This is a genomic window from Paenibacillus sp. PastF-3 (assembly GCF_029893135.1).
Taxonomy (GTDB): domain Bacteria; phylum Bacillota; class Bacilli; order Paenibacillales; family Paenibacillaceae; genus Paenibacillus_AQ; species Paenibacillus_AQ nitricinens.
Genome location: NZ_JARXWM010000031.1, coordinates 1 through 12,283, shown reverse-complemented (window position 1 = coordinate 12,283; position 12,283 = coordinate 1). Strand labels below are relative to the sequence as shown.

Annotated in this window: 12 protein-coding genes and 1 pseudogene; 3 read left to right on the top strand and 10 right to left on the bottom strand. The window is 44.0% G+C overall.

Translation table 11 applies throughout. The features are described from left to right. Nucleotides 1–16: 16 nt before the first annotated feature. The 3 genes from M2444_RS32410 to M2444_RS32400 form a co-directional block, all read right to left on the bottom strand. A complete protein-coding gene (locus tag M2444_RS32410; RefSeq protein WP_179281755.1) occupies nt 17–871 on the bottom strand; it encodes an AraC family transcriptional regulator in 855 nt (284 codons plus the stop codon). Between the two features lie 186 nt (nt 872–1,057). Next, nucleotides 1,058–2,839 carry a methyl-accepting chemotaxis protein gene (locus tag M2444_RS32405; RefSeq protein ID WP_280789048.1) on the bottom strand — a complete coding sequence of 594 codons (1,782 nt, stop codon included), beginning with the start codon at nt 2,837–2,839 and terminating at the stop codon, nt 1,058–1,060. Between the two features lie 161 nt (nt 2,840–3,000). Next, nucleotides 3,001–5,112 (bottom strand): glycoside hydrolase family 52 protein, encoded by a 2,112-nt coding sequence (locus M2444_RS32400; protein ID WP_280789028.1) that lies wholly within the window; start codon nt 5,110–5,112, stop codon nt 3,001–3,003. Nucleotides 5,113–5,285: 173 nt separating this feature from the next. Between M2444_RS32400 and M2444_RS32395 the strand changes: the two genes are divergently transcribed. After that, a complete protein-coding gene (locus M2444_RS32395; protein ID WP_094874252.1) occupies nt 5,286–6,200 on the top strand; it encodes an AraC family transcriptional regulator in 915 nt (304 codons plus the stop codon). Between the two features lie 75 nt (nt 6,201–6,275). Here M2444_RS32395 and M2444_RS32390 read toward each other — a convergent pair whose 3' ends face one another. The 7 genes and pseudogenes from M2444_RS32390 to M2444_RS32360 form a co-directional block, all read right to left on the bottom strand. Further along, nucleotides 6,276–6,602 carry an ABC transporter permease family protein gene (locus M2444_RS32390; protein WP_280789027.1) on the bottom strand — a complete coding sequence of 109 codons (327 nt, stop codon included), beginning with the start codon at nt 6,600–6,602 and terminating at the stop codon, nt 6,276–6,278. A 29-nt stretch (nt 6,603–6,631) separates the two neighbouring features. After that, complete coding sequence (locus tag M2444_RS32385; protein ID WP_280789026.1) at nt 6,632–6,832, bottom strand: hypothetical protein; 201 nt, start codon at nt 6,830–6,832, stop codon at nt 6,632–6,634. Nucleotide 6,833: 1 nt separating this feature from the next. Beyond that, a complete protein-coding gene (locus tag M2444_RS32380) occupies nt 6,834–7,076 on the bottom strand; it encodes a carbohydrate ABC transporter permease (protein ID WP_280789025.1) in 243 nt (80 codons plus the stop codon). Nucleotides 7,077–7,174: 98 nt separating this feature from the next. After that, nucleotides 7,175–8,386 carry a WG repeat-containing protein gene (locus M2444_RS32375; RefSeq protein WP_280789024.1) on the bottom strand — a complete coding sequence of 404 codons (1,212 nt, stop codon included), beginning with the start codon at nt 8,384–8,386 and terminating at the stop codon, nt 7,175–7,177. Nucleotides 8,387–8,505: 119 nt separating this feature from the next. Then, nucleotides 8,506–9,099, bottom strand: coding sequence for a chloramphenicol phosphotransferase CPT family protein (locus M2444_RS32370; RefSeq protein ID WP_094878545.1), 594 nt, complete (start codon nt 9,097–9,099; stop codon nt 8,506–8,508). A 95-nt stretch (nt 9,100–9,194) separates the two neighbouring features. Beyond that, nucleotides 9,195–9,308: pseudogene (locus tag M2444_RS32365) on the bottom strand (glutathione peroxidase); the annotation flags it as partial. Nucleotides 9,309–9,384: 76 nt separating this feature from the next. Next, entirely contained in the window at nt 9,385–10,572 is a 1,188-nt protein-coding gene (locus M2444_RS32360; RefSeq protein WP_094878544.1) for an MFS transporter, read from the bottom strand. 181 nt (nt 10,573–10,753) lie between these two features. Between M2444_RS32360 and M2444_RS32355 the strand changes: the two genes are divergently transcribed. Together M2444_RS32355 and M2444_RS32350 are read left to right on the top strand one after the other, a co-directional pair. After that, nucleotides 10,754–11,620: a LysR family transcriptional regulator gene (locus M2444_RS32355; protein ID WP_280789023.1), complete on the top strand. Its 867-nt coding sequence runs from the start codon at nt 10,754–10,756 to the stop codon at nt 11,618–11,620. Nucleotides 11,621–11,763: 143 nt separating this feature from the next. Further along, nucleotides 11,764–12,165, top strand: coding sequence for a VOC family protein (locus M2444_RS32350; RefSeq protein WP_094874246.1), 402 nt, complete (start codon nt 11,764–11,766; stop codon nt 12,163–12,165). Nucleotides 12,166–12,283: the final 118 nt, after the last annotated feature.

Here is a 12,283-nt window from a genome sequence, read left to right as displayed (position 1 = left end):
CATTTGCATAATAAAATTAATAAATCATATGATTAGGTTTGGAGGAGCTTTGATTCGCATACAGCTTTGGGGTTAGGCCGGTTTCTCGTTTGAATAATCTAGTAAAATGTCCTTGATCGGCAAAACCAACCTGAGATGCAATTTCCTTCAAACCAATTTTTCCGGAACGAATAAGAAATTTAGAGCGTTCGATTCTCAGGCGAATTAAATAATTATGGGGTGTATATCCTGTCTGTTGTTTGAAAATCCGAATAAAATGCGACTGGCTCATATTAGCCATGCCAGCGAGATCAGTCAGTTGAATTTCATCTTCTAAACGCTCACGCATAAATTGAATGACCTGAAATATTTCTTGATTGGCTGGCGTTTTTCGGTTCGAATGCTGGGGAATCACTGAAGAATAGTGTTGTAACAAGTGAATAATTAACATATTGGATAAAGAGTCGCTATATATTTTCCCTTTGGCACCGCCATTCTGCAATTCCTCCAGCATCCAAAGCCCTAATTGCAGCAGCTTGGAATCCTTGACATGAAATTTGCGGTCCAACTGGATATGGCCTTCCTTCAGATAACCAGATTCACGAGCAATCTCTTCGAGGACCGCTGGCGTAATTTCTATTTTCAAAAAATAGAGCGAGGTTCTGCCCCAAGGGCAAAGAAGGCTCTCATTACATGGGGTAATATGAATAGTGTAGTAATTTTCGTAGTATGCGGTGCAGTGAATGCCTATTAAATATTTTGACTCCGAGGATGGGGTGAAAGCTTGCTGCGGGCTATACCATTGCGAAACCTGAAGCTTATCCCAACCAAAAGTATCACTTGCAAGGACAGGCTGAGTAGCTGCAAAGGACGATTCTTCCATTTCTTTCATATTCATCCCCCTTTTCCCTTCAATATAGCAAGCCAGTATACGCTCCGCGTCAATGAGCTGTAAAAGCTATATTAATTTCCTCTTAGTATTCAAAAGGTTATTTACGTCAGAACAGCAAAAAAGAGGGGTTAATCCCCCTCTTAAATATTTTACATATTTTATTTCTGTAACTCTAAGTATGAACATCTATTCCAATTTAAACTGATTTACTAAAGCACGCATCTCATTCGAGCCCTCTTGTAGTTTGCGAGCAGATGCGGCAATTTCCTCCATAGAAGCAAGCTGCTCCTCTACGGCAGCAGATACAGTCTGTGCAGCCGAAGCTGAGTGCAATGAAACCTGCTCGACCTCCATCACTGCAGCAGATATTTGTTCGGAGCCCGTGTACATCTGTTGTGCGGCGGTCGAGGATTGCTCCACCTGATCTACGATGGTGCGGGTGGCCTGAAAAATGCGTTCAAATGCTTTACCCGTATCATCAATCGCTTGAACCCCTGCTGCGACTTCATTTTGACCTTTACTCATCGAATGATGGGCATGGCCAATACTCGCAATAATTTCTTCAACCATGACTGAAACCTGCTCAGCCGCTTCACTTGTTTGTCCTGCCAGCTTACGAACTTCACTGGCTACCACTGCAAATCCCCTGCCTTGCTCTCCTGATCTAGCAGCTTCAATTGCCGCATTAAGCGCTAGCAAGTTCGTTTGCTCAGATATTCCTTTAATGGTGCTGACAATGGTGCCTATTTGTTGAGACTGCTCATTTAAACTAGTAACGGTGATCCCTAAATCATCAACCGTATTTCTTACTGCGTTCATTTGCTCGGAAGAATTAATGATAAGGCTATTTCCTTTATCAGCCTCTTCCAGTGTTTGCATGGACAGCTGATAGGCATGTGTAGAGGCTTCGGCTACTCGCTGAATCTCTTTTACCATCTCCTCCATCGACTGTGAAGTCTCTTGTGTTGAGGTAGCTTGTTTCTCACTATTGTTCGCCACTTCAGTCATTGAGGATGAAGTCTGAACAAGTGCCGCTGTGGTCTCACCTAACGTTGAAGACAACTGTTTGGAGGAAGAAGCTAATAACTCCGAGCTTATGGTTAAATTCCCAACTAACTGACGAATGTTACCCGATAATTGATTGAAGCTGATACCGAGCTGTCCGATCTCATCCCGATTGCTTACAGTCAATGCTTTACCGCTTAGATCCCCTTGAGCGATCCGTTCAGCTTCACGGGCTATGCGTACAATCGGTCTTGAAATATGTTGTGCAAATATGTATATTACGGCGATTCCGATGACAACGCATACAATCAATGTAGTAATAATTCCCTTTAGTATAGTTTGTTGACCGGTATTATAGTCCTGCATATAAGAGCCTGCTGCTACGACCCAGCCCCAAGAGGGTGATAATTTAGCATAAGATATTTTCAACGCTTCTTCTCCTACTGCGTTTCCAGTACCATCCGATTTAGGTAGCGGCCATTTATAGTAAGTAGCTCCACCACCGTTCTGTGCTGCTTTAATCAAATCCTGTATGTAAAAAGTACCGTTTGAGGTTTGTTTATCCCAAATATTGTCTCCCTCAAGTTTGGGATGAGCAAGCAGTTCCCCTTTGTTATCTAATATAAAGAAGTAGCCGTTTGGACCCAAATCAATTGATTGATTAATGGGCCGAGTACCATCCTCATTTTTGTTCCCAAGTAGTAAGGTCCGTACTTGCTCCTGTGCTTCCACTTCAGTCAACTGACCCGATTGGACGGAGATTTCCAAATTCTCAATTAAGGCGACAGCCAGGTTTACACTTGAACTCAATTTACTCTCAATAAGCTGATTCGTTTCTTTGACTGAAATCTGATAAATAACTGCTCCTAATATTCCGATGGGAAGAATTAGTAGCGTAAGTGACATCATGAGCAGTTTTTTCCGAATTGTTAGTCGCATCCTTGTACGTGTAACTTTTACCATATACACCGCTCCGCATCCTATTAGAATTAATTACAAATTAATACTATAGTACTAGTTTTGGGAATATAAATCAAAAAAAGAAATTCATAATTTAATAAAAAAAGCAAACGCTCCCCTATTAAGGGGTCCGTTTGCCATTTATTCAATGAAACTCTAATTCCCTACTTCTCATCCAACCACAATATCGCTGTTACTCCACGGGGATAATATTTACTGCCCGTAATCTCCCCGGAAATAATTTGATCACTCCAGCTGAAGATCGATAATTCTGGATGGGTAAGCCATGCCGCGTGAGCGCGATCTGCTGCCGCTCCGCGTTCATCCCATTCCAGTCCCAGAATATTGCGGGCGATGAACTGCGAGAGATAGATTTTGCTAAGCCAGCTGTTATTGCTGGTAGATGAGATTTTCCAACCACCGTCATCAAATAAACAAATGCCCGGCTTCAACACCGCATGAAGATGCTTGTCGAGTGCACCGATATATGCGGCGAACCGTCCATTGCGATCAAGAGCTTCCTTACAACCCGTATAGTACGGAAATACAAGACCCTCAATAGCTGGAATGATCTTGGAGTCATTACCTTCTCCAATCACAGCCGGGATATATCCATCTGCTGTAACGCTTGCCACCATCGTTGCGGCACATTTCTCTGCTTGAACCCCTGCTGTTTTGGACAGCTCCACACGATCATACGCTGCAAATATTTTCTCCATAGCTAAGTAAGCGGCCCAGCATTTTCCTGCCAAGTAAATATTGTTGCGCGCCTGACCTAAAGAGACATCCAGACTGTCATAGGTAGTAATCTCTGCTCCACCCATCGTACGTGAGCTATCTAGCGCCATAACACCGTTTCTGTGCTCAGGATCTGGATGATCCCGATTTAACATACTATCCAAGCACTTCTCCAAGATACTCAGATTACGTTCCATCCAGCTCCGATCACCCGTGTGCTCAAGATAAGTTGCCGCACTCAGCACCCAGTTTACCAATTGTTCATGTGTCATATGAGAGAAGCAGCCATCAATGCCATATAACTCATAAGAGGAATAGCTTGGACGTGAAACTACATTGGCTACACCCATATCATGTGTGAAGCTAATTCCACCAGGATACTCTGTATCATCTCCAGGGAAACGCACCGTATCTTCATAGCTGAATCTTTCTACGAACATATCCAGCTCATTACGAACCGTCCAAGGATTCAGACGCAGCTCGTAGAATAACTGATCCACGGTCAGATCAAACGTATTCATCATCCGGTATTCGCCTTCGTTGACGATCCAGAATGGCTTATTCTTATTATCCAGTAATTGTGTGGAACCATAATAACTACGAATCGCATGCGCTAACATAAAGGTTTGATCTTCAGATAGGTTTGTATGATTAAACATCTGGTTAGCTTTCTCCGCTGCTTGTTTAAGAACATCGAATTTAGCTAATGCATATTCGGCTACTGCCTCAACATTGTTAAAATAGAGATTATAGTAATAGGAAGCATCCATACCAGAGGTAACATAACCCGAACGGTGAAAACAAATCGCAAACCGGTACGTTTCTTTTACTCCAGCTGGAACATCCATGATCAAAGCGCCCACGCGGCCCAGTCCAAAGGTCCAATTCTCCTGAAGCTCCTCACTTAGAATATCCTCCATCGTGAAATGAAGTGCGGACTTTGCAGTTCCTTTTTCGGCAGCAATCGCAATAAATCTTCCTTGTCCAACCCCTGTAATTTCAGTCGATACATCATCCAGTCTTCTCATTCCGCTATACACATCTGTTCCCTGAAAACCAAAGAACGCACGGCGTGAAGCGGCTGATGCAGTGTTGTCCACTTCGAGCTCAACCAGCACTGCTGGCAGCAGTACTTCCTTCAAATCTTCCACGGACGCAGTTTCAGGATCGGGCACTGATCGAACAGGCGAAAGAATTCGGAAGGACAGATCCCCCGCACTCCAGCTGTCTGTAGCTACTTGAAAATCTCTAGAAATCTCACCTTCTTGAAAAGGGAACAGAATATTTTCCTTATCTGGATTGGGGTCCGGATTCTCGATATCGTAGCGTTTGCTCTCGTCATCTCCGCCCATCTCGTGAAATGGCAGTGTGTCATACCCTTTCCCATCAGTGCGTTCTAATCCTATGAATATATTCTGTCTAGGAGGTTTGGCCATCTCCAAATCGAAACCACCACTAGCTCCTTTAAATCCTAAAGTAAAACTCGCAAATGCACCGATCGGTGAATGATGAGCATTAAAGAATTTATTATGTGCCATAAATAAATGCACTCCCTCCAACATGATCCCGGATAGCTCCGGGCTATATATCCATGTTATCGATATTCCTGGAAGTCCAACAGGGCTAAAGCCTTCTATTATTTGGGCAAATCAAACATCGTTAACAACCTATGATATAATTAAGCCAAATTTTATTGTAAAAGAGGATTGAAATGATCTCGAATGATCCCGCCTTCCATAATTCTATTGATGGTCAAATGTCTCCGGACATTCAAGCAGCCTTCCATATCTTTGCCGCGCATTGGAGAAAAGTGAATTCGGATTGGCAATATCCCGTACACACTCACCCGATGTTTGAGATTAACGTTGTCCTTCAGGGGGAGCAGCAGATGACTGTTGGCAATACGTCTTTCATCCAACAAAGCGGTGATATTTTGTTCATTCGTCCCGGTGTGGAGCATAGTAGTCTAGGTTCAAATGCTAACCGTGATATGACATATTATTGCCTGCATTTTGATATCGATGATCTGATTTTACGGCGGGCCTTACTCACAGCAGATGCTGTTAGTCTAAGTGGAAACACGCCTGAACTGCTCGCCATCCGTTCAGCTCTAGACGTAATCATTAATTCTTCTATTTTGTCAGAGTCTAAGGATACACATAGAAATCGCCTGATCACCTTGCATGCTTCCCTACAGCTTCTGACCGCACTCAGCGGTTGGGTGCTATCGGAAATGCCTCTCCCAGCAGATACAGAAGCTACAGAAAATACTGTGGCCCTGGCTAACGCCATTGAAGGACTATTGCAGGAATCCGTCTCCACCGCTGCCAGCACAGGCGAAAGAGGTGGCGGTATTGAGAATATTGCAGCAAAGCTTGGATACAGTACAACACATTGCAATCGTGCTTTTCACCAAATCTATGGGATGTCACCAAGGCAGTATTTATCCCGCTTAATCATTCGACACGCTAAACTGCTGCTGATGGATAATAGTCTATCTGTCGAATCGGTTGCTCAACGACTGGGGTACCGTGATGTGTCCCATTTCAGCAAGCAGTTCAAACGATGGACAGGTCTACCTCCGATGGGTTACCGCCGATTAACTGCGAATCCGAGTACACTCTAAAGATCGTTACGCCAAAGAAAATAGGATGTATTCCGCTGTCCACTAAGTGGTTACAGGATACATCCCTCTTATGAATTACCCCTTCGTCGCTCCCGACGCAATCCCCTTCACAAAATACTTCTGTAAAGCGATAAATACAATCAACACAGGCACCACCGACATCGCTGTTCCCGCAAAAATCATATCCCAACGTGAAGAGAATTGTCCGATATAACGGTAAATTTCCACACCCAGCGTCTTAGCCTGTCCTGAAGGTAATGCCTCTTCTTCAATTTCTCTAGGTATTCCTTTGACAAAACTGGTATACAGCAGACATCCGAAACCTACCGCACCGGCTACATAAATAAGAATGGGTCCCGCAAGGCTACCGTACAATCCTAGCATTCTAAGCTCTTTGAACAAAGGAATCATATACGCCTGAAAAGGAATCATCATTCCGGCCAAAAATATACGAACATAAATCGAGTCCAACTAGTATTTCTACGTTCTATGGCATCCTTCATGATCCCTGCATTACTCTTAAAGGCCGACATCAAATTGAAGAAAATAGGGAAGAAAAATAGAATAGCCACTACTATGGTAACCATAAAAAGTGCGATTTGCCCAACTCTTCTGCGTGTCTGCATCGTCATTTTAGAGCTGCACCTCCCGCTTCTGGAGAACTTTCACTTGGAAGACTGTAATGATCAGTATGATTAAGAACAAGACCATGTCCAGCGCCGTACCAAAGCCTTGCCTTAATTCACCAAACCCAACTTTATAAATAATATAAGTTAACGTCTCCGGCTCAAAGCCCGGACCGCCATCGGTCATAACCGCAAGCTGATCAAAAATCTTCAAGGCGCTGATCATCGACAGTACCATACATACAGTCATCGACCCCGCAAGTTAATATTGTTAGTTTCGATAACTTTCATTAGCTGTAATGCGCTCTTTTTTCGATACAATCCGTGAAGTTCGGTTGTTCTGCCTTACTATAGTTTTGTCACTCCGTTCGGAAGTTCGGAAGCCGGCGGCCAGACGATCGCTCCGCTGCGGTTCATGTACCCTCTGATTTCCTCGCGTGAATTCTGATCGAGCAAGCTGATCACCGCCAATTCGCCGTTAAAAGCGTCAGCCCAATAGAATTGCGACTTGATCACAAAGCGGCCGGATGTATTGATATAGCCGTACCTCTGCCCCTGGCTGGCCGGAGCCAGGCCGCCCTTGAACAACCCTCCGGCTGTAAAGCCATGGATGACTTTGGTGCCCTTCTTATTGATGTAGAAGGTGACTCCATTACGCTCGACAAAAGCCAGTCCTTCCGAGAATGGCTGCGCCATGCTGAACTGCGGTTTTATCAGGTAATTGCCGTTTTTATCGATGTACCCGTATTTGCCGTTCACGTAAACTACTGCCGCCCCGTTTGAAAACGGTGTGGCGTAATCATACCGGGGCGTAACGCGGAGCTTGCCGGTGGTGTCGATATAGCCGTATTTGCCGCCGAACGCAAGCACTACGGTCGCCATACCTTCTGAGAAATCGGACGTCGAGCTATACCGGTACGGAATGACCAGCTCGCCCTTGGTGTTGATGTACCCCGATGCTTTGCCCACATTGACCCGAGCCAAACCTTCGGAGAAATTAAACGCCTGGGTGTATATGGGCTGTACGCTCACCTTGCCATGGCTGTCTATATATCCGTACCGTGTCGCCGTAGCTCCGTCAGCGTTCTGAACCTGCGTCGTATACAGCGCACGGTCATTATAAAGAATGCCGGCATCTCTCAGCTTGTATTCGAACAGCTTTCTGCCCGCCGAGCTGAAATAATATTGCTTTTTAGCCGCATGGTTCTCGACATACACCGTTCCTCCGGATACTCCTGAATATCCGTATCCGTCGTACACCGCCTCGATGACCTTCTTGCCTTTGCCGTTGATGAAACCGAATTTTCCATTAACTTCAATCGGATACAGTTGATCGCCTGTCTGCGCCTGCATAACGGTCGCACTGGCAGCCAGCGATTGCTCCGCCACGTTTGTGGTGAATACCATCGTCGTAAATAGAAAGGTAAGAGCCATCTTTTTAAGCACCTGTTCTCCACGCTCCTCAGAGACTATTTTCCATTCTTTAGTATAGACGACGCTTGTACCGGGCTTGTTGCGCGTGATTGGGAATAAATCACAAAGACATTCGCTTAATCCCACATTTCGCCCGCCAACATACTGCTGATCAGAAAAATGCTGTTTTGTTCCGCAGTCTTACGGACACAGGAGCTGCTATTTGGTGAAATATGATAATACCTACTTATCGGTGGGTACGCCTACTAGGAAACACTAACATTTTTTTTACTTAATTTTTTAAATACCGAGTATTCCTGATTGGACTTAATAAAACTTAATATCTTTTCGGCACATTCTTTTGGATTCATCTCTTCAGTATTTACTTCGAGGTCATATTCATCAAAGCAATATACTTTGCTAAACTGTGAAGCTGCCAGTCCAAATTTTCTATCTCCTCTTGCTTGCTCTCTTCTTATGAGTTCTTCTTTCGAGCATATTACACCTATAAATAACGTAGGCTGATCGAAAAATTGATCAAGAAACGCATTAAATCTCTTGTCATTGTCGATTACTGTATCTACTACTACATTAAAACCCATTTCTGATAACAGTTTAATTGTCGAATGGTACACTGAGAATATGGAATCATCAAGTATTTGTGAGACAACTTGATGATCTATTTCTCTTGGAGGTTCATCTGGAAATTTATTATTAATAAAATCATTGTAATTATTAAAAAAATCATCAATTGATAAATGATAAAAAGGAATTTCTTTCTGATTTATCAGTTCAGTCGATATGGAGGTCTTTCCAGAACTTGAAGTTCCATTTAGATAAACTAAGATCCCCTGCTTCAAATTAATCATCCCTTCAAAAAATAATCTTTGCGTATTTTTCAGATAACGTTATAATCACAAAGTTCATAAAATTATCCAACTCATAAAAATTAGCGAGAATAGCTGTATCTACTGGCAGTGTTCAGAATAAGCAGAACTTTACCACGATAAATTGACAATTCAACAGGCTCACCATGAATTGACTTCGCTTGAAAATCATAAATAGACATCAGACCATTCCTCCGCATTATTATTAAAAATAACATAATATAGGAATCTCCTCTACTTATTTCCCTCAACAAACTCTCAGCTCTGGGGCTTATCATAACTCGCTGGAGGACTTTTTTTATTACCTATAGCCAATTGAACGATAATCTGAAGCACAATGATTACAGATAAACCATAGAAAGCTTGTACGAAGCTGCCCGTTGCATCGTGGAGCCAGCCAATGGCTAGCGGTCCAAGTGCTCCGAGAATGTAGCCACCTGACTGGGTCATTGCGGACCAGCTACTGGCTTCCTGAGCATTGCTTGTTTCATCAATGGGCAACATCAGTGCAATCGGGAACAGTCCACCCGCTCCAATACCGAGTGGAATCGCCGCGAGCCAGGGGCTAAAGGATAAGTTCAGCATCAGGACACCCATCAACTCTAATAACGCACACCCGACAAGCCAGATTACACGTCTTTGGTAACGGTGTACAAGCATGGGAATGAACAACGTAGAGGGCAGCGATATCAATGTAAATAAGGTTTGGATGTTTCCGGCCGTCTCTTGACTATACCCCTGGCTTTGGATTGCTGGCGCAAGCCAAGCGGTCAACGAGTAGAAGATCGCTGCCATCAGCCCGAAGAATAATGTAAGCACCCAGGCACGCTTGTTATTCACCGGAAGTGGTGCAATAAGTACACTCGAGATTTTACCGGATTGTTGATCTATGCGCGCAGACCAGGCTAATTTCAACCAGATTGGCAATGCAATGGCTGCGAGAAATGCCCATATAGCCAACGAACCCCTCCACGATCCACCCAGCGCATGCTGAAGCGGAACCGATAGTCCAACACTAATGCTAGCCCCCATCACCATCGCTGTAGAGTAGATACCCACCATGGCTGCCACCCGGTCAGGGAAGTACTGCTTAATGAAGCTGGACAACAGCGGCCCTGCCAATGCAATTCCTACACCGGACAGAAAAGAAGTGAACATCATTAAAGGAGTTGTTCCAACAAACCATCGGAGTCCCGTACCTAACCCAATGAGGATTAAAGCCAGAACAATTGCGCCCTCATTTCCCCACTTTCTGCTTAATCTTACGGAGAACGGAGCAAATATGCCCATGCATAATACCGGAAGTGTGGTCAACAGACTGGCGGTAATCCCGCTTATACCCAGATCATTCTGTAAGGTGCTCATTAGAGGTGAAATGGATGTAATGGGGGGTCGTAAATTCAGTGAAGCCAGGATAAGCGCCAAGACGAAATAAAAAAGTTTCATTATGAATCACCTCATGGTAGTATCGTTGCATTTCACCTATGATCCTATTTGTTAATAACTGATCTTTGGGTGGTGCATGATTAAGTATAGAATCATTAGAATGATTGAACAATACTATAGTTTCTATTAAAATGATTACTAAAACCAATGATTAGAGGGTATTCATATGGAGATTCGTCAGATGGAAAATTTCATTACGGTATGTGAGGAGCTTCATTTTACACGAGCAGCTGAAAAACTTGGCATATCTCAACCTACGTTGAGTCAACAAATACGTGCGTTGGAGGATGAACTCGCTGTTCCCTTATTTGACCGAGTCGGCAAAAAGATTGTGATGACCCAGGCAGGAAATCTGTTCCTGGAGCACTGTGTACAGATGATTCGGCATTTACAAAATACCCAGGATGCGTTAGCTGAATTCCGCAATGATCAACGAGGTAAGTTGGTGATTGGTGTTCTCCCTTCCGATCTGGACTACCGGCTCACCCCATTGCTCGTGAATTTTCATACACGATTTCCCAAGGTACAGCTGAAGGTTGTCTCCTCGATCTATGTCTTGAATCAAGTGCTGGATAATGAAGTAGACATCGGCATCGAGATCACGTCTGCTCCTGATGATCGGCTAGTACGCATTCCATTGTGCAGTGAAGAATATGTACTCGTCGTTTCCGAGAATCATGATTGGGCTGAACGAAGCACGATCGGAATCCAGGATCTGCGTAATATCCAAACCGTGATGTTCCCCGAAGGATTTACAGGCAGAGAATTGGTTGATGGCTATTGCCGTAAATATGGATTCAGTTTAAATACGATCATGGAGACCAGTTCAGCTACTTCCATTATTAGCTTGGTTAAAGCCAACGTCGGAGGAACATTGTTGCCTTATCGTTTGATCCAAGCGATGAATGAACCAACTCTGCGCTGCATCCGAATTACAGACGATCCGCCATACCGTCACTTTGAGATCATTCATCGGTCCGAGCGTTTCCTGACAAAATCGGCCAAGGCATTTATTGAGAAAACTATCGAGTATTTCAATAAAGGGTGAGTTGCGATAGAGAGAAGTTACTAAGGAAACCGCATAATGCTTGACAGAAATGTCACTGCGAATTCTTTTGTAGGATTCGCTTCTGCTGCCAGAAGTAGAGTATAGTTGGAGTGGGTAAAAATATATTCCAGGAGGCAACAGCCATGTCACAAGAGATCTGGATTAACCTTCCAGTTAAAGATGTTGAGAGGTCAACTGCCTTTTTCAATGAGATTGGATTCCATGCAGTGAGCGTTGGTAATGAGAGAGCCAAGCTTGACATAGGCCAAACAACGATTCTGCTATTCCCGGATGCGGCGTTCGAGAAATTCACAGGTTCTAAAACCGCAGATACTTCCCATAGCGCAGAAGTAATATTTTCCATTGGCGCTAAAAGCAGAGAAGAAGTAGATGCCTTTATTCAAAAAGCAGAGTCTGCCGGAGGAAACATCTTTGGCAAGCCGAGTGAAATTGACGGCTGGATGTACGGCGCAGGATTTGCCGACCTGGACGGTCACCGCTGGAACCTGCTGTACATGGATGAGAGTAGGATGCCGAAACGCTAATATAAAAACGCCGGTCACCAGCTTGATATGCTCCCATCATAGTAGACAGTAGAAAAAACGAAAACTTCTACTGCTACAATGATGGGAGTTTTTCTAATGTCTAAAAGAAGTCCAGCAT